The organism is Sphingomonas sp. PP-CE-3G-477 (assembly GCF_003050745.1).
Lineage (GTDB): Bacteria > Pseudomonadota > Alphaproteobacteria > Sphingomonadales > Sphingomonadaceae > Sphingomonas.
On record NZ_QAOF01000002.1, the window covers coordinates 40,157 to 56,327 of the forward strand.

14 protein-coding genes are annotated in these 16,171 nt (G+C 66.7%); 4 read left to right on the forward strand and 10 right to left on the reverse strand.

The window, feature by feature from the left end; all coding sequences use genetic code 11:
* Window positions 1-27 precede the first annotated feature (27 nt).
* A complete protein-coding gene (locus C8J45_RS05590; protein WP_107962318.1) occupies window positions 28-1,044 on the forward strand; it encodes a cupin-like domain-containing protein in 1,017 nt (338 codons plus the stop codon).
* Here C8J45_RS05590 and C8J45_RS05595 read toward each other — a convergent pair.
* From C8J45_RS05595 to C8J45_RS05615, 5 genes are all read right to left on the reverse strand, one after another.
* A complete protein-coding gene (locus tag C8J45_RS05595) occupies window positions 1,041-2,867 on the reverse strand; it encodes a glycoside hydrolase family 9 protein (RefSeq protein ID WP_107962319.1) in 1,827 nt (608 codons plus the stop codon). The genes C8J45_RS05590 and C8J45_RS05595 overlap by 4 nt on opposite strands.
* Window positions 2,855-5,383: an exo 1,3/1,4-beta-D-glucan glucohydrolase gene (locus tag C8J45_RS05600; protein WP_107962600.1), complete on the reverse strand. Its 2,529-nt coding sequence runs from the start codon at window positions 5,381-5,383 to the stop codon at window positions 2,855-2,857. The genes C8J45_RS05595 and C8J45_RS05600 overlap by 13 nt, the downstream gene beginning before the upstream one ends.
* A gap of 87 nt (window positions 5,384-5,470) precedes the next feature.
* The gene (locus tag C8J45_RS05605; RefSeq protein ID WP_107962320.1) at window positions 5,471-6,565 is read right to left on the reverse strand and encodes an SGNH/GDSL hydrolase family protein; all 1,095 of its coding nucleotides are present in this window, start codon (window positions 6,563-6,565) and stop codon (window positions 5,471-5,473) included.
* Window positions 6,566-6,578: 13 nt separating this feature from the next.
* On the reverse strand, window positions 6,579-7,586 hold the full coding sequence (locus C8J45_RS05610; RefSeq protein ID WP_258191318.1) for a glycoside hydrolase family 26 protein: 1,008 nt from the start codon (window positions 7,584-7,586) through the stop codon (window positions 6,579-6,581).
* Window positions 7,586-8,935: a cellulase family glycosylhydrolase gene (locus C8J45_RS05615; protein WP_219907356.1), complete on the reverse strand. Its 1,350-nt coding sequence runs from the start codon at window positions 8,933-8,935 to the stop codon at window positions 7,586-7,588. Before C8J45_RS05615 ends, C8J45_RS05610 begins: the two co-directional genes overlap by 1 nt.
* Window positions 8,936-9,203: 268 nt before the next feature.
* Here C8J45_RS05615 and poxB point away from each other — a divergent pair, with 268 nt between their 5' ends.
* Window positions 9,204-10,952 (forward strand): ubiquinone-dependent pyruvate dehydrogenase, encoded by a 1,749-nt coding sequence (gene poxB / locus C8J45_RS05620; protein WP_107962321.1) that lies wholly within the window; start codon window positions 9,204-9,206, stop codon window positions 10,950-10,952.
* A 30-nt stretch (window positions 10,953-10,982) separates the two neighbouring features.
* Here the strand turns inward: poxB and C8J45_RS05625 are convergent, their stop codons facing one another.
* Window positions 10,983-11,942: a nitronate monooxygenase family protein gene (locus tag C8J45_RS05625; RefSeq protein ID WP_107962322.1), complete on the reverse strand. Its 960-nt coding sequence runs from the start codon at window positions 11,940-11,942 to the stop codon at window positions 10,983-10,985.
* 115 nt (window positions 11,943-12,057) lie between these two features.
* On the opposite strand from C8J45_RS05625, the gene C8J45_RS05630 reads away from it, so the two are divergent.
* The gene (locus C8J45_RS05630) at window positions 12,058-12,258 is read left to right on the forward strand and encodes a hypothetical protein (RefSeq protein ID WP_107962323.1); all 201 of its coding nucleotides are present in this window, start codon (window positions 12,058-12,060) and stop codon (window positions 12,256-12,258) included.
* Here C8J45_RS05630 and C8J45_RS05635 read toward each other — a convergent pair.
* Complete coding sequence (locus C8J45_RS05635) at window positions 12,255-13,670, reverse strand: dihydrolipoyl dehydrogenase (RefSeq protein ID WP_107962324.1); 1,416 nt, start codon at window positions 13,668-13,670, stop codon at window positions 12,255-12,257. The two genes, C8J45_RS05630 and C8J45_RS05635, sit on opposite strands and share 4 nt — an antisense overlap.
* A gap of 102 nt (window positions 13,671-13,772) precedes the next feature.
* Between C8J45_RS05635 and C8J45_RS05640 the strand changes: the two genes are divergently transcribed.
* Window positions 13,773-14,399, forward strand: a complete 627-nt coding sequence (locus C8J45_RS05640; RefSeq protein ID WP_107962325.1) for a glutathione S-transferase family protein — start codon at window positions 13,773-13,775, stop codon at window positions 14,397-14,399.
* Window positions 14,400-14,426: 27 nt separating this feature from the next.
* Here C8J45_RS05640 and C8J45_RS05645 read toward each other — a convergent pair whose 3' ends face one another.
* The 3 genes from C8J45_RS05645 to C8J45_RS05655 are packed head-to-tail and all read right to left on the reverse strand — an operon-like array spanning window position 14,427 to window position 16,095.
* On the reverse strand, window positions 14,427-14,996 hold the full coding sequence (locus C8J45_RS05645; RefSeq protein WP_056049223.1) for a DUF1190 domain-containing protein: 570 nt from the start codon (window positions 14,994-14,996) through the stop codon (window positions 14,427-14,429).
* Between the two features lie 11 nt (window positions 14,997-15,007).
* Window positions 15,008-15,421 (reverse strand): DUF350 domain-containing protein, encoded by a 414-nt coding sequence (locus C8J45_RS05650; RefSeq protein WP_107962326.1) that lies wholly within the window; start codon window positions 15,419-15,421, stop codon window positions 15,008-15,010.
* Between the two features lie 32 nt (window positions 15,422-15,453).
* A complete protein-coding gene (locus C8J45_RS05655) occupies window positions 15,454-16,095 on the reverse strand; it encodes a DUF2491 family protein (protein WP_056481639.1) in 642 nt (213 codons plus the stop codon).
* Between the last annotated feature and the right edge of the window lie 76 nt (window positions 16,096-16,171).

The window sequence follows — 16,171 nt, forward strand, 5'->3', positions numbered from 1 at the left end:
GACAAGGCCAGGGATTACACGCGCGCGATGAGTGAGCTCCCTGGCCTTCCGGTTGCCGAAATCGGTGCGATCGACGCGACGCGGTTTGAAGCGGAGGTCGCACACGGATACCGTCCTGTCGTCATGCGTGGGCTTGCGGCGGATTGGCCTGCGGTTCGCGCCGGGCTGACCTCCGACCGCGCGATCGGCGATCATATCGTGTCGTTCGACGGGGGACGTTCGGCCGATGTCATGGTCGCGCCGAGCGACGTGCGTGGACGGTTCTTTTACAACGACGATCTGAGCGGCTTCAACTTCGAGCACGCCAAGGCACCGATCCCGACGCTGGTTGACCAGTTGATCGCGTTGCAGGGCGTGGCGGGTGCGCCTGCGATCTATGCCGGCGCCGCGGCAGCGGGCGAGTTCCTGCCGGGTTGGGCGGAAGCGAACGTCCTGCCGCTGCCGACGCCCGAAGCAGTGCCGCGGGTTTGGATCGGCAACGAGAGCCGCGTTTCGACGCATTACGACGTATCGAGCAACGTCGCGGTCGTGGTCGCGGGTCGGCGACGGTTCTGCCTGTTCCCGCCTGAGCAGGGCCCGAACCTGTATGTTGGCCCGCTTGACGTGACGATCGCCGGCCAACCGGTCAGCCTGGTCGATCTCGAAGCGCCCGATCTCGACCGCTTTCCCCGCTTTGCCGAGGCACGCGCCCAGATGCAGGTGACGGTGCTGGAGCCGGGCGATGCCATCTTCATCCCATCGCTGTGGTGGCATGACGTGAAGGCACTCGGGCGGTTCAACGTGCTGGTCAATTACTGGTGGGGCCAGGTGGGGGCGGCGTCTCCGTTCCCGGCACTGATCCACGCGATCCTGGCAATCCGCGACTTGCCCGCTGGCGAGCGTGCGGCCGTCCGCGGCTGGTTCGATCAATATGTGTTCGGTGACGACGCGGCGCAGGCGGCGGCGCACCTGCCGGAAGACGCGCACGGGGTGTTAGGCCCGCCTTCGCCGGAACGCACCGACGCGATCCGCGGGTATCTCGCGCGGACGCTGGAGCGGCTCTAGCGCGCTCGGGTCGCATCGAGGAACGCCGCGGTCCAGACCAGCGGCGCGTTCCAGTTGATCGTGACTTCGTTGACGGTGAAGGCGCGGTAGTCGTCGATCCAGCAGGTTTGCGGTGCGCAACCTTGCATCGGGCCGGGGTTTCGCGCTTCGTCCGAATTGGGTCCGCCGGACAGGACGCCCGATGGGGGCGCCGGATAGCGCTGGTCCGCAGCGGCTGCCCAGAAACGGTGGTGCGGGTGCTGCATCGGACGCGTGCCGAAGCCGGTGACGTAGGAGCGGTCGAGCGGGTTGCGGCCGAGGATGTAGTCGAGGCTGGCAACGACCGCGTCGCGGTAGGCGGGCTTCTGGTCGATCTGCCACGCGACGCCGAGTATGATCGCGCGGTTCAGGACGGCGCTGTTCGACCCCCAAGGGTAATTGATGCCGGCGAACGGGATGCCGTAGCCGCAGCGCTTGCCGTCCTCGACAAAGCCGTCGGCGAGTGCGGTGATGCTGGCTTGGAGCCTGGCGCGATCTGCAGCCGGGAGCGGACTGGGGACTGTGGCCAGCGTAAGCGCGGCAGGCAACCGCAACGAACCCCAGTCGATGCTGGTGCCGGGATCGACGAGAAGGCCAGCGCGGCGGACCCGGTCGAGGAACGCGGGCTCCCCCGTCGTGACGTAGAGTTGCGCGGCGGCGAAGGTGAATTCGTCACGGACGTCCGGGTCGCCGTAACCGCCGCTGCCGGTGAAGTCGGAGCTGGTGAGCAGGTTCGGGTGGCGGAGTGCGGCCGCCCAGCCGCGCCGTGCTGCGGTCAGGCAACGGGTTGCGAAGGCCGGCTCGATAGTGCGCCAGATCCGCGCGCATTGTGCCGCGACGCCGACCATGTTGAGCGTCGCCGCGGTCGAGGGTGGATACAGGAAGCGCGTCTGGTGGTCGTCAGCGGGCGCGGTCGGGATGCCCGTCCAGTTCTCGTCGGCGATCTTCGTGTGGACCAGGCCGCTTGCGTCGATCGTCTCGAACCGCGTGATCGCCTTGCCGGCGACCCCTGCGTCGGGGGCGATGGCGAGCGTCGTTCCGTCGGGGATCTGCATCGCGAGCAGGAAGGCGACTTCGACGCGGGCTTCGTCGAGCAGGTCGTCCTTGCCGTTGGCGCGTTCGGGCAGCGCGAGGCGACCGTCGGCGAAGGCGTTGGCGTCACCGAACCCGGCTAGTCGCTCGTAGAGGTCGAGCAACGTCCAGGTCGAGACGCCGCCGTTGACGACGTATTTGCCCTGGTCGCCGGCATCGTACCAGCCGCCGGTCGCGTCGAGCTCGTAGCTGCAGCCGGGCCATTTGACGCCCTTCTGGTCCCGCCCGGCAAAGCAGGTGGCGATGTCCGGGGCGTGGCCGGCGGGGCGGCCAAGGTCCTTGCGCTCGACGAACGCGGGAACGATCGGCACGCCGCTGCGCTGCTGATAGAAGAACGCCATCGCCGCGGTTGCGACCGGTGCGAACGGGCGGTCGGCGATCGCGAAGGCGTGGCTGGCGGTCGCGCCGACGTGGAGGCGGTAGCCGGTGCCGGGCGTCCGGAACGTGGCGAAGTCTATCCGGTGGACGCTTTCGCCCGAGGCTGCATCCGGCCCGACCGGTATCGTCTGACCCGACGCGACGGTCTTACCGCTCGCATCGACGAGTGTCCACGCGAGCGGCTTGGCCTGCGACGACGGCAGGACGGCGATCTTGGGACCGCTCGTCTCGAACCCCGCTTGGTCGATCCGGATCGGCGCGGGCGGGGGCTGCGTAGCGGCGGTCGTCAGCAGGACGGCCGCCGCGCCGAGCAGCACGGGGATCAGTCGCCGCATTTGGTCATTGGCACCGGGGCGGAGTCGATCTTCACGTCGGAGATCGACAGGCCGAGCTTGCCGTCGGTGGCGATCACGAACGGCGCGGTGACGTGCGCCATGTCGATGCCGCGCTTGGCGAAGCATTGCAGCGGCACGATCACCTGCTGCCAGTCGCCGGGCTTGCCCGTGGCGAGCATCTTGGTGATCGGCACCGTCACAGCCTTGCCGTCGTTGCTGACCATGCCGAGGTTTACCGGGCCGCTGCCGGCGCGGTCGACGCGAACGTCGACGACGAGGCTGAGCTCGCCGTTGCTCTCGCGCGTCAGGTCGAGCGGACCGGACGCCTCCACCCGCGCATCGGCAGGCCCGCCGGCCCACACCAGCGCACGCGCATCCTCCTGGCGGCGACGGTCGACCGCGGAGGCGGTGAGGCGCTTGGTCGCGGTCGTCGCGTTGACGCCGAGCAGGCGGACCTTCGACTGATCCTGTTCGACCAAGGTCAAAGACCAGCCCTCGGGAACGCGGCCCTTGCCGAAGATCGTCCCGTTCGCCGACGCAGCCATGCCGGCGGGGCGGGTTTCGTCGAGCTTGGGGACCGAACCGGGCTTGGCGTAGCTGAGGCCGTAGCCGAACGCGAACAGCGGATCGTAGCCGGGGTCGGAGCGGTTCAGGACATACTGGTTGGGACGCTTGGGCCAGGAGAAGCTCAACTTGCCGCGGAAATCGTTGGCGACGCTGCCGTCCTTCTTGCGTAGCAGCACGTCGGCCACGCCGCCGCCTTCGCTGCCCGGCAGGAACGCCGCGACGAACGCATCGGAAGCGTTCAGTTCGGCGTTCACCCAAAGCGGGCGGCCCGACAGGAACACCGCGACGACCGGCACGCCCGCCGCCTTCAGTTTCCGCAAGAGTTCGAGGTCGGACTTGTCCTCGGCGCTGTATTCGAGGTTCGGGCGATCGCCCTTGAACTCGGCATAGGGCTGTTCGCCGAACACGACGATCGCCGCGTCCGGCTTCTTGGCGAAGCTGCCGTCCGCGGACAGCGTCGCGGTGCCACCCGCAGCCTTGACGGCCGTGGCGATGCCCGACCAGATCGTCTGGGCATTGGGGAAGTTCGCGTTGGTGGTGCCGCCGCCCTGCCATGTCAGCGACCAGCCGCCGGCCTGCTGCGGAATGTTGTCCGCCCCGCCACCGGCGACGAGGATGTTGGCGGATGGCTTCAGCGGGAGCAGCCCGCCCTCGTTCTTGAGCAGCACCATCGATTCGGCCGCCGCCCGGCGCGCGATCGCGCGGTGATCCGCGGCACCGATGAGGTTCATCTTGCCGGCAAGCGCGCGCGACGAGGGACGACCTCGATCGAACGTGCCCGCGCGGATCTTCACGCGCAGGATGCGGCGGACTGCGTCGTCGACGCGTGCGGCGGGGATCTCGCCCGACTGCGCCTGCTTCAACGTGTTGTCGTAGAGCGTCTTCCACCCCGTGCCCGAATACATGAACATGTCGAGTCCGGCGTTGATCGCGGCGGCGCAGCTTTCGTTGCTGCACCCATCGACTTGGCCGTGGCCGTTCCAGTCGCCGACCACGAAGCCGTCGAAGTGGAGACGGTCCTTGAGCACACCGGTCAGCAAGCTCTTGTTGCCGTGCATCTTCGCGCCGTTCCAGCTCGAGAAACTCGCCATCACCGACTGCGTGCCCGCCTCGATCGCGGCGGGATAACCGCCGAGGTGGATGTCGCGCAACGCGGTTTCCGGGATCAGCGCATCACCCTGGTCGCGACCGCCGGTGCCGCCGTCACCGAGGAAATGCTTGGTCGTCGCGATCACGCGGTCGGGCGCGAGGAACTCCTTGGTGCCGACCTTGCCCTGGACGCCTTCGATCACCGCGCCGGCGTAATCGGCCTGGATCGTCGGCTCTTCGGAATAGCTCTCGTACGTCCGACCCCAGCGGTCGTCGCGGACGACGGCGAGCGTCGGCGCGAAGGTCCAGTCGATGCCGGCAGCCGCAGTCTCGATCGCGGTGACGTGGCCGATCTCGCGCATCAGGTCCCGGTCGCGCGCGGCGCCGAGTCCGATATTGTGCGGGAAGAGCGTGGCGCCGGGGATGTTGTTGTTGCCGTGGACCGCATCGGTGCCCCAGATCACGGGAATTGCGGGGCGACCGTCGGTACGCGCCATCGACGCGTCGTAGAACGCGTCGGCTAGCTTCAGCCATTCGACCGGGGGAGCGAGGTCGTTGCCGCCGGGGCCTGCATTGCCACCGTTGAGGATCGAACCGAGCTTGTAGGTGCGCAGATCCGAAGGTTCGATGCTGGCGATGTCGACCTGGATCAGCTGGCCGATCTTGTCCGCGACCGACATGCGCTTCATGATCGCGTCGATCCGTGCCTCGACCTTCGGATCGCGCAGGGGCCGCGCGTTGGCGGTCGGCCAGATTTCCGGATGCGCGACGGCGGACATCGGCGGGGTCGGTGCCGCTACGGGCGTGGCCGCCGATTGCAGCAGAAGCGCGATCGTGAAGGTTGAAAAACTCGCCGACATCATACTCTCCCTGGGTGGTACGCGACCGTGATCCGTACCTTTGCACGCGTGCTACCGGGTGACGGCAGCATTGCGCAAATCATTTGGTTATTTCCGCGCCCACATCTCGGCATGCGCGTCGATGTAGGTGGACAGCGCGGTGGTGATCCGGCCGTCGTCGGCCGTCGATGGGTGTGCGTGGCAGCCCGTGAAGGCGAGCCCGGTCACCGGAACGAACGTCACGTTGCGCTCGCCTGCTGCCTTTAGACGCGCAGCGACCTTCGCGACTTCCGAGGCGATCTCGCCATCGGCCATGTCGGTCGCCCAAAGGACGACATGTGCGTTCGGATCGCGCGCCCGCAGGCGTTTGACGAACGCGACATAATGCTGCTCGTAGTCGGCGTGGAGCGCGTCGCGCGTCTTCCAGGGCTCGTTCGGGTGAAGCGGCGTGGTGAAGTCGTTGGTGCCGAGCGCAATGACGTACAGGCTCGGGTGCCACGCCGGATCGGCGTAGCGCTTCGCCTTGTCGAACAGCGTGAACGGGTAGGCGGCGGGGACCGTATCGCCCGGCATGCCGTCATAGTTGCGGACGATGCCGCGACCCGAGATCGCGTTGACCTGGTAATCCGCGCCGTAGCGGCGGGCGGTCAGCGCGGGCATGGCCTGCGAGGTGTCGGTGGTCGCCCAGACTTCGTCCTGCGTGCAATCGCGCTTCGCCGAAATGTTGCCGTAGCCGACGGTGTGCGAGTCGCCGATGAATTCGATCTGACGGGTGCGGGCTGGGGAGGGCAGTGCGCGCGTGCCGGCGGTGGCGTAGAAGCCGCCGAATACCGTCGATGCCGCCTGACTTTCGCTGGCGACGTCGACGCGGATGGTATGGCGACCGTTCGCCAGACCGTCCACGCGGTAGAGGCCGGGCTTGGGCTTCACCAGCGTTGCGGCGGAGGTGGCATCTACGGAGATGCGCAGGATGACGTCGCCTTCGCCGATCTTGAGCAGAACGCCTTCGCCGCGAAAGCTCGCCTCGAAATACGTGCCGGGCCATTGGCGCCGATAGCCGTCCGCTGTCGGCTCGACACGGCCACCGATATGGATCGGGAGCGGTGCACCCGCCTTGGTCGATACCGGCGTGACGGTGAGCGGCGCGGAAAGGGCGGACGTCGACAGCCACGCGGCGCCGATCAGGCCCAATACCCTCTTCATGCCAAGACTCTCTTCATGCTTGTACCTTCAGCCATGCGGGAAGCTCGTCCCGGGTGACGTAGCGCTTCGACGTGAAATCGCGGCGGAGTTGATCGGGCGTGTTCTGGTCGGCGCCGGTGAGCCAGCGGGTGTGCCACGTCATGAACCACAGCCAGTCTGCCGAAGGGCCGAGCGAGGCAGGATCGGGGACCGGACCGTTCTCGTGCAGGCAGATCGGCAGCGTGTCGCCGACGATCGCCTTCACCTGCGCGAACATGGGCGCGAGGTTGCCGTGGTCGTTCGCGTAGATGTCCGCGCCGGCGACGTCGACGGTCGCACGGCCCGGATACCAGGCGGGATCGACGTTCTGCCCCGCCCAGCCGAGGACCCAGATCAGGTTGTCAAGGCCGTGGACGCGCGTGAACTGGTCGTACATCAGCGCCCAGAGCGCCTTGAACGCGTCGGGGCCGTGCTTGCCCCACCAAAACCAGTCGCCGGTGAATTCGTGGAAAGGGCGCCACAACACCGCGACGCCGCGGTCTTGCAGGACCTTCAGCAGCCGCGCCACCTCGGTCATGTCGCGCATCATCGCGACGTTCTGCGGCGTGCCGGGCTTTAGCGCGGCGGCGACGTCGAAATCCTTCTTGGAATTCTCGTAGCCGGTGCCGATGTCGGGGGCGCCCCAATGCCAGCACAGCGTGACGATCCCCCCGGACCGAGCCCAGGCGGTCGCCCGGTCGTTGACGGCATCGTTGTCGCGCGGATCGATGTAGTCGAGGCCGAGGATCGCGGGCAGCTTGCCGGTCACGCGCTGGAGATACTCGAGTTCGCCATTCGGGTTCGGCTGCGCGGAACCCTGCTCCTGCTGGCCGGTCAGCGTTTTCCGCCCGTACTGGCTCCACAGATACGCGTAGAGTTTTCGTGCGGCCGGAGATGCCTTCGGGTTGCTCAGCGTACGGTTCGGGACCGCCGCCAGCGCGGGCACGCCGTGAAGCAGGCCGAGCGCGGCGGTCATCCCCAGCGTTTCGCGACGGCTCAGCATCAGAGTGCGGCCATCGCCGATGCGTGCGCGCGGATCACGGCCTGCGTCGATGCGTCGCTGTCGAAGACGCCGTACCAGCCCTGCGGTTCGTGCGGGGGATCGCCCATGTAGCCGAGGTCGCCGCGCTGGAACCGGTGATCGGCATGCGGCGTCCGTGCCTCGCCGTTCCACGCCCAGAAGTTCGAGCCTGTGAGCGGCCCGCCGGCCTTCGCGTTCGCCTCGATCGCCGCGTAGATCTGGCGGTAGAAGCGATCCTTGTAGACCGTCGTGATGGTCGGATCATAGGCGGTCTTGCCATCGCGCGGATAGCCGAACTCCTCGATCACCAGCGGCTTGCCGAGCGTCGTTGCGAGCCGGATATGCGCGTCGATATACTCTGCGACCTTGGCCGCACCGGCGTCGTAGGTGCCGGCGAGATTGCCCGCGTCCATCCACGTCCAGTTGTTCGGCCAGATATGCGTCGTCAGATAGTCGATCGACGGCGAACGATGCGCGGCGAGCACGACGTCCTCGCGCTCGACCGAGCCCTTCAGCCCTTCGGAGCCGGTCGAGACGAGGTGGTTGGGATCGAGCGTCTTGATGTAGCGCGCGGCCTCATCGATCCAGCGATAGAAGTTCGGCAGGTTGGGAACGGCAACCGTAGCCCCGCCCGCCGGACGCGGTTCGTTCGCGAGCTGCCACGCCATGATCGTCGGGTCGGCGGCGTAGGCGACACCCGTCACGCTGTTGGTGCGCGAGACGACCGCGCGGATATAGTCGCGGTACATCGCCTGTGCCTGGCCGTTCGTATAGAATGCGGCGTTCCAGTCGGCGAACTCGGGCCACGGATGCGCGGGGTCGTTCATGTTGATGAACTTGCCGCCATTGACCCACGACAGATACGTCATCATCCCGCCCGACCATTCCCAGAAGTTGGTCAGGTAGATCACGCCGGTCATGTCGCGCTTCGCCATTTCTGCGAGCGTCCAGTCGAGCCCCTTGAGCAGATCCTCGTTGTACGTCGCGCTCTTGTCGCGGAACCCCGGCGTGATCGAGTTCTTGAGCGGCGACAGTTCGGCCGAGCCGAGGATGCGGAGGTTGCGGACGCCGAGCGCCTTCAGCCGGTCGAGTTCGCGTCCGAGCCTCGCACGGTTGCCATAGGCGGTGTCTGCGCCAAGCCATGCACCGTACCAGATGTTCGCGCCGGCATAGCGATACGGCTTGCCGCCACGCCGAAAGCCGGTGCCGTCGACGGTCACGAATCCCGAGGGAGCACGCGCTTCGCCAAGATGCCCACCAGCCGTACAGGCCGCGACGAGCCCGACGCCTCCCAACAGCGCCGCACGCCGACCGATCATCGCTTTGTCCACGTCATCCCCCTCTATCGATTGCCTCGCAGGGCGTTTCCGTCGGACACTCCGCCGATCGGTCACGGCCCGCCCGCTTCATGCCATCATCTCTAGATTTGCTTGCGGCGTCGCGCCACCGCGATTTGTCATACTTCGGTCGAAAGCCGCGGTTCGGGGCCGGCTGGCGACGAGCAACCTGCATTCCTTGCATCCCGAGCGTACCAGAATGCGTTTGTGCACTACCGCCTCGCTGGTCGAGGCAGGTCACCATCACTGCCGGAGTTGCCTCATGTCCAAGACCCTCATCGCCGATCTGTTCGCCGAGACGCTGCATCTGGCGGGCGTCGAGCGGATCTACGGCGTCGTCGGCGATAGCCTCAACGGCCTGACCGACAGTTTGCGGCGGCAGGGCAAGATCGAATGGATCCATGTCCGCAACGAGGAGGCCGCGGCGTTCGCGGCGGGCGCGGAGGCGCAACTGACCGGCAAGCTCGCGGTGTGTGCCGGGTCGTGCGGCCCCGGCAACATGCACCTGATCAATGGCCTGTACGACTGTAACCGGACGCGCGTACCGGTGCTGGCGATCGCCGCGCAGGTACCGAGCGGCGAGGTGGGTTCGAACTATTTCCAGGAGACCCGCCCGGAAGCGCTGTTCCGCGAATGCAGCGTGTATTGCGAGACGATCTCCGACGTCGACCAGATGCCGCGCACGCTGGAAACCGCGATCCGGGCGGCGGTCGGTCACCGCGGCGTCTCGGTCGTATCGATGCCCGGCGACGTGGCGTTGCGCTCGACCACGGGAACGCTGGCACGGTCGGCGGGCGCGCTCCTGCCGCCGCGTTCGGTGACGATCCCCGCAGAGGCGGACATCGCCGAACTTGCCGCCCTGCTGAACGGCGCGAAGAAGGTGACGATCCTGGCGGGACGTGGGTGCCGCACCGCGCATGCCGAACTCGTCACGCTCGCCGGCGTGCTCCAGGCGCCGATCGTCCACGCGCTCGGCGGCAAAGAGTTCGTCGAATACGACAACCCCTACGACGTCGGCATGACCGGCCTAATCGGCTTTTCGAGCGGCTACGACGCGATGATGGCGTGCGACGTGTTGCTGATGCTCGGCACGGATTTCCCCTATCGGCAATTTTACCCCGAGAAGGCGAAGGTCGCGCAGATCGACCTGATCCCCGAAAATCTCGGACGGCGGACGGCGATCGATATCGGGCTGGTCGGCGATGTCGGCGCTACGCTCGCGGCGTTGATCCCGCGGGTCACGACGGGGCGCGATGGCAGTTTCCTCAAGTCCGCGATCGAGAACTACGCCGGGTCCCGCAAGGGGCTCGATGATCTCGCCGACGGCAAGCCCGGCAGCGGCGTGATCCATCCCCAGCATGTCGCGCGCGTCCTCAGCGAGCAGGCGGCGGACGATGCGGTGTTCGCCTGCGACGTCGGGACGCCGACCGTGTGGGCGGCGCGCTATCTGAAGATGAACGGACGGCGGCGCCTGATCGGGTCGTTCAACCACGGATCGATGGCGAACGCCCTGCCACAGGCGATCGGCGTGCAGTCGACCTATCCGACGCGGCAGGTCGTGACGATGTCGGGCGACGGCGGGCTGGCGATGCTGATGGGCGAGTTGCTGACGGTGCGTCAGCTTGGCCTGCCGGTGAAGATCATCGTCTTCAACAACGGGACGCTCGGGTTCGTCGAGATGGAGATGAAGGCAGCCGGGCTGATCGAGACCGGCGTGACGCTCGACAACCCCGATTTCGCGGCGATGGCGCGCGCGATCGGGTTGCACGGCGTGCGGGTGACCGATCCAGGCGAACTCGAGGCAGGGATGCGCGACGTGCTGGCGCATCCCGGGCCTGCGCTGCTCGATGCGGTCACCGCACGGACCGAATTGTCGATGCCGCCGAAGATCACGCTGGAGCAGATGAAGGGCTTCACGCTCTACATGGCGAAGGCGATCATCAGCGGGCGTGGCGACGAGGTGGTCGAGCTTGGCAAGACCAATGTCGGCTTGCTCAAGCGTCTGTTCTGAGTCAGCCGAGATCGGTTGGTGTGGGGTCCGTCAGAGCGAAAGACGGACCCGCGCCGCGCGATATTCGCGTTCGAGGCGATCGACACGGTCGGCGACGCTTTCCACTTCGGTGACTGCCCCGATGCCTTGGCCGGAGCCCCAGATATCGCGCCAGGCCTTTGGCTTCGAACCGTTTCCGCCGCCGAAGTCCATCGTCTTCAAATCCCCTTCGGGCAGCGCGTCGGGGTCCATGCCCGCAGCGACGATCGACGCGCGCAGGTAGTTGCCGTGGACGCCGGTGAACAGGTTCGAATAGACGATGTCGGACGCCTTGCCGGCGACGATTCCGTCCTTGTACGCCTGGTCGGCATTCGCCTCGGTGGTGGCGATGAACGGCGAGCCGATATAGCCGAAATCAGCGCCCATTGCCTGCGCGGCGAGCACCGCGTCGCCGGTCGCGATCGAGCCCGACAGCGCGAGCGGGCCGTCGAACCATTGACGGATTTCCTGGATGATCGCGAACGGCGACAGGCGGCCCGCATGGCCACCGGCGCCGGCAGCGACCGCGATCAGCCCATCCGCGCCCTTCTCGACGGCTTTGCGCGCGAACCGGTCGTCGATCACGTCGTGCAGCGTGATGCCGCCCCAAGCGTGGACCGCCGTGTTCAGGTCTTCGCGGGCGCCGAGCGAGGTGATCACGATCGGCACCTGCCACTTCGCGCACGTCGCGAGGTCGCTCTCCAGACGATCGTTGGACTTGTGGACGATCTGGTTGACCGCGAACGGCGCCGCCGGACGGCCGGGGTTGGCACGGTTATGCGCGCTCAACTCCTCGGTGATCCGGTGCAGCCACTCGTCGAGCATCGCCTGCGGGCGGGCATTGAGGGCGGGGAATGATCCGACGATCCCCGCCTTGCACTGCGCGATCACCAGTTCGGGCCCGGAAATGATGAACAGCGGCGAGCCGATGACGGGCAGGCGCAGGTTTTTTAGAATAGCGGGTACGGTCATGTCGGTTTTCTAGCGCAACCTATTCGCGTGCGCCAGAGCCGGTTTTCGCAGGGGCATTCCGAGGAAATCCGTCAGGTCGATTGTCGTGCGGCGGCGCTTCGTTCAAAGCGTCTGAATGCGTACGATTTCTTCCAGCGTTTCGGTTCGGCTCTATCATCTCGACCACAGCGGCGAGGGCGGGGCGGCGACGACGTTGTTCTACGGGCCGCTCGGCGAGGCGATGATGCTCGCCGCACAGGAGCCGGAGGAGGTGCAGGCGGGGCTGTACCTTGCCACGGAGAACGACGTCGTCGCGTATCTCGATCTGGACGATTAGGTCCCCGGCGTGAAACCATCGTCGCGGTCGGGCGGCGTAGGGGCGTGGACTTCGCTGCAGATCGAACGAAGCGCACCCTTCATCCCTTCCTCGAAGGTCGGATGGTAGATCGGCAAGTCAAGCACTTCAGTCGCGGTCCAGCCGCTCTGGATCGCCCACGCGATCAAGTGCGAGCTATGCTCGACCGCCGGCCCCGCCATCGTCGCACCGGTCAGGCGCCCGTCGCGGCGATCCGCATAGAACCGCACCAGCCCGGCATTGCACGCCTCGACCTTCGCGCGGCCCTGGTCATCATACGATGCGGTGCCGATAACGCTCTCCGCATCGTCGTCCTTGGCGATCTTGCCGATCACGGCGACGTTGGGATGGGTGAAGGTGATCGCGAACGGCACGGTGCGCTTTCCCGGCGTCACTTCGGGGTAGCTCGCCGCGTTCCGCCCCGCGATCATGCCCTCTGCCGATGCCTCGTGCAGCACCGCGCGGTCATGGTCCGCGTCGCCGGCGATGAAGATCGGCGCGCTGCCGCACTGCATCGTCTCGGGGTCGTAATCCGGCATACCGTGGTCATCGAGCGCAAGTCCGGTCGTTTCCAGTCCGATGCCCTTGATCCGCGGCGGCCGCCCGGTGGCGACGAGCAGATAGTCGAAGCGCTGCTTGCCGGACGCCGAACCGGTCCACGCCAGTTCGACCCCATCGCCGTCGGGCTCCACTGTCAACTCGACACCTAGCAGGATCGGCATCTCGCGCGACAGGATCGCATGATAGGCCTCGGCGACGTGGGAGTCCTTCAACCCGCCGATCGTCTCGCCGGTGTCGAACACCATCGTCTCGACGCCGAGCCGCGCCATTGCCTGTGCCAGTTCCAGGCCCAGCGCGCCCGCGCCGATGACGCCGAGCGACTTCGGAAGGTCCTTTAGTTCGAAGATGCTCTCGTTGGTCAGCACGCGGTCGCGCACCGCGTCGAACATCTCGGGGATCGCAGGGCTCGAGCCGGTGGCGATCACCACGGACTTCGCGTGGACCTCGCGGCCGTCACTCAGTGAGAGGATCGTCGCACCCGCAAATTTCGCGCGTGCTTCGATCTTCACCTCCTCCGGGAGCTTGTCGATCGAGGTCTCGACGCCCGCGACGAACGCATCGCGCTCCTTCCGAACCCGCGCCATCACCGCGATGCCGTCGACCTTGCCCGACGCCTCGACCCCGAACACCGACGCGTGCTTCACCGCGTGCATCGCATTTCCGGCCGCGATCAACAGCTTGGAGGGCATACATCCTACACTAGCGCAGGTCGTACCGCCGAAGCCTTCGTCGATCAGCAGCGTCCTGGCGCCGTTGCGTCGTGCGCTGCGCTCGGCGGCGAGGCCGGCGGTTCCGGCACCGATAATCGCCACGTCGCAGGTCAGCTTGGTCATAAGTCTCTCCGTTGCCGGAGAATTCCGGGGCCGCGACCGAAGAAACCTTCCACGCCGCCCAGCCGTTCCGCGGTGCAGCACATTCCTAGTCGAAGGACGCTTATGTTAACGCTCCACCATCTGAACTACTCGCGCTCGATCCGCGTGCTCTGGCTGCTCGAAGAGCTCGGCATCGAATACGACCTCGTCAAATACGAGCGTGACGAGAATTTCCGCGCACCGTCCGCACTGAAAGCGATCCATCCGCTCGGCAAGGCGCCGGTGCTGGTCGACGATGCACTGACGCTCGCCGAGAGCGCGCCGATCCTGTCGTATATCGACGAGCGTTATGGCGACCGCCGATTCTCGCCGCCGATCGACAGCGATCCGGCCGCCGTGCACGACGAGTGGCTGCACTATGTCGAGAGCTCGGCGTCGTTGCCGATCATGATGACCTCGCTCGGCAAGCGGATGGGTGGCCTGCCCGACGCCCTCAGCAAGTTCACCGGGCCCGAGGTGACCAAGACGCTTGACTATATCGGCGCGGGCGTCGGCGATGGCCCTTATCTAATGGGCGAACAACTGATGCTCGCCGATATCCAGATGTGCTACATCCTCGCGATCGCCGAGAGCGCCGGATTGCTCAAGGAGCACCCCGACGTCGCGGCGTATCTGGATCGCCTACGCGCCCGTCCCGCGTTCATCGCCGCGACCGAAATCGGTGGGCCGCTGATGCCGGCCCGCCGCTAAGCCTGCCCCGAGGGGGTAACGGCCGCGTTACCCCCCGAAGCTGCGTCCGCCAAAGCCGCCGCCGAAGCCACCGCGCGAGATCACCGAACTGCGCGACTGGACGCGGGCAGGAGCACGCGCCGTGGTCGGCGTGAAGGCGTCGGAGCCCACGCGGGTGCGGCCGGTCACATAGTCCCGGTTGATCCGGCCGCCTGCGCCACCGTAATAATTGCCGTCGCGGTCGCGGTACATCGGCGCGCCGCGGTTGCCGAAGCCACCGTTGAGCGCCTGCCCAACGAGGAAGCCCGTCAGCAGGGGCGTGAAGAAGCTCCCGCCGCTGCCGTTGTTGCGCGGCTCGCACTGCGCGGCGCCGTATTGCTCTTCGCAAGTCTGTCGGTCCTGAAACCGCGGCGCGGTCTTCGCCGCATCGGCCTTGGCCTGCTCGAACGCGGTGTCGCACTGGACCGCCGACAACGCACCCGCCGCGCGGCACTCCTGCACCGACGCATAGCTCTGCGCCTCGACGGGCTTGCCGCCGACATCGCCGTCGCACGCGGTCAGCGAGATGCCCGAGCCTGCGATCAGGCTGGTGAGGACGATCGATCTGGAACGCTTCATCGCTATGCCCTTCAGTTCGTCATGCAGGCGGCGTTGAGGATGCCGACGCACAGCGAGATGCTGCCCATATAGGTCGCCGCGGCGACTTCACCGCGGACGATCCGATCGTTGAAGTCGCGCATCACGAAATGCTGAACCACCAGGAACGTCACGATCTGGATCACGCCCGCGAGCAACGCCCACACCGCGAATTCAAGCAGCGAGACGGTATGCGTCAGCGCGGATGCGAGTGGCAGGACATAGCCGAGCAGCGCTGCCCCCAGCGTGATCGCCGCGGCGGTATTGCCCTCCCGGATCAGCGACTTCTCATGATACGGCGTCGCGACCTGATAGACGATATTGAAGACGATCGTGAACGCCCCCGCCGCGACGAACGCGATCAGGAAGGCGAGCGCGCTGGCGCCGAAGCTGTATTGGTCGATCATGGCATTTCCCCCGGAGCCGTTCGTCGCGGATGCTAGGCCCTGAACTCGCCAAGTTCCAGTGCCACGCCCAGCATGATCTCGAACGAGACGTCGCCGGACTCGGTCTCCATGTCGATCGCGAGCAGCAATTCGCGCCCATCGTCGCCCGGCAGGTCGCGGCTGAACAGCATGCAGGTCTGGAAGATGCGGCGGTCGACGATCCCGTCACGGTCGTCGTGCAGTTCCTCCCAGAACGTCACGGGCTCCTGCTCGCTCGCTTCGGGGCCGAACCATGCGCGGCTGTATTCGGGCAGCCCTTCGGCGGTGAAGGTGCGCGCCTTGAGGCGGCTTTTCCAAGCCGGGCGCTCGGCGGCGCTCGACGGATAGCTGCTGTCCCACGGCGCGAACAGCGTGACATCCGTCACGTCCTGCCCGTCGCGGTCGTTCGACACCGCCTGGAACATGATGTCGTCGTCGGTGTAGAAGCGGTGGACGAAGCCGCCTTCGTTGAGGTCGATCAAGCCCTGCGCGACGATCACCAGCGTATCGCGGTCGAACGGAAACAGCAGCTCCGAGCCGAACCGGCGCCACGCCAGCGGATCAACCGTCACGGTGCGCCCCAGCGTGACGTTGCGGACGACGGGCAGGGCGTTACCGTCAAGCGCTGGCTTGCGGCCGAACAGGCGATCGAACATGCAATCCTCGCGTCTCTGTGGTTGGCCTGCCTCTTAGGCCAAAGCGCGAGCCGTCGCAAAGCGCCATTGGCGTGCC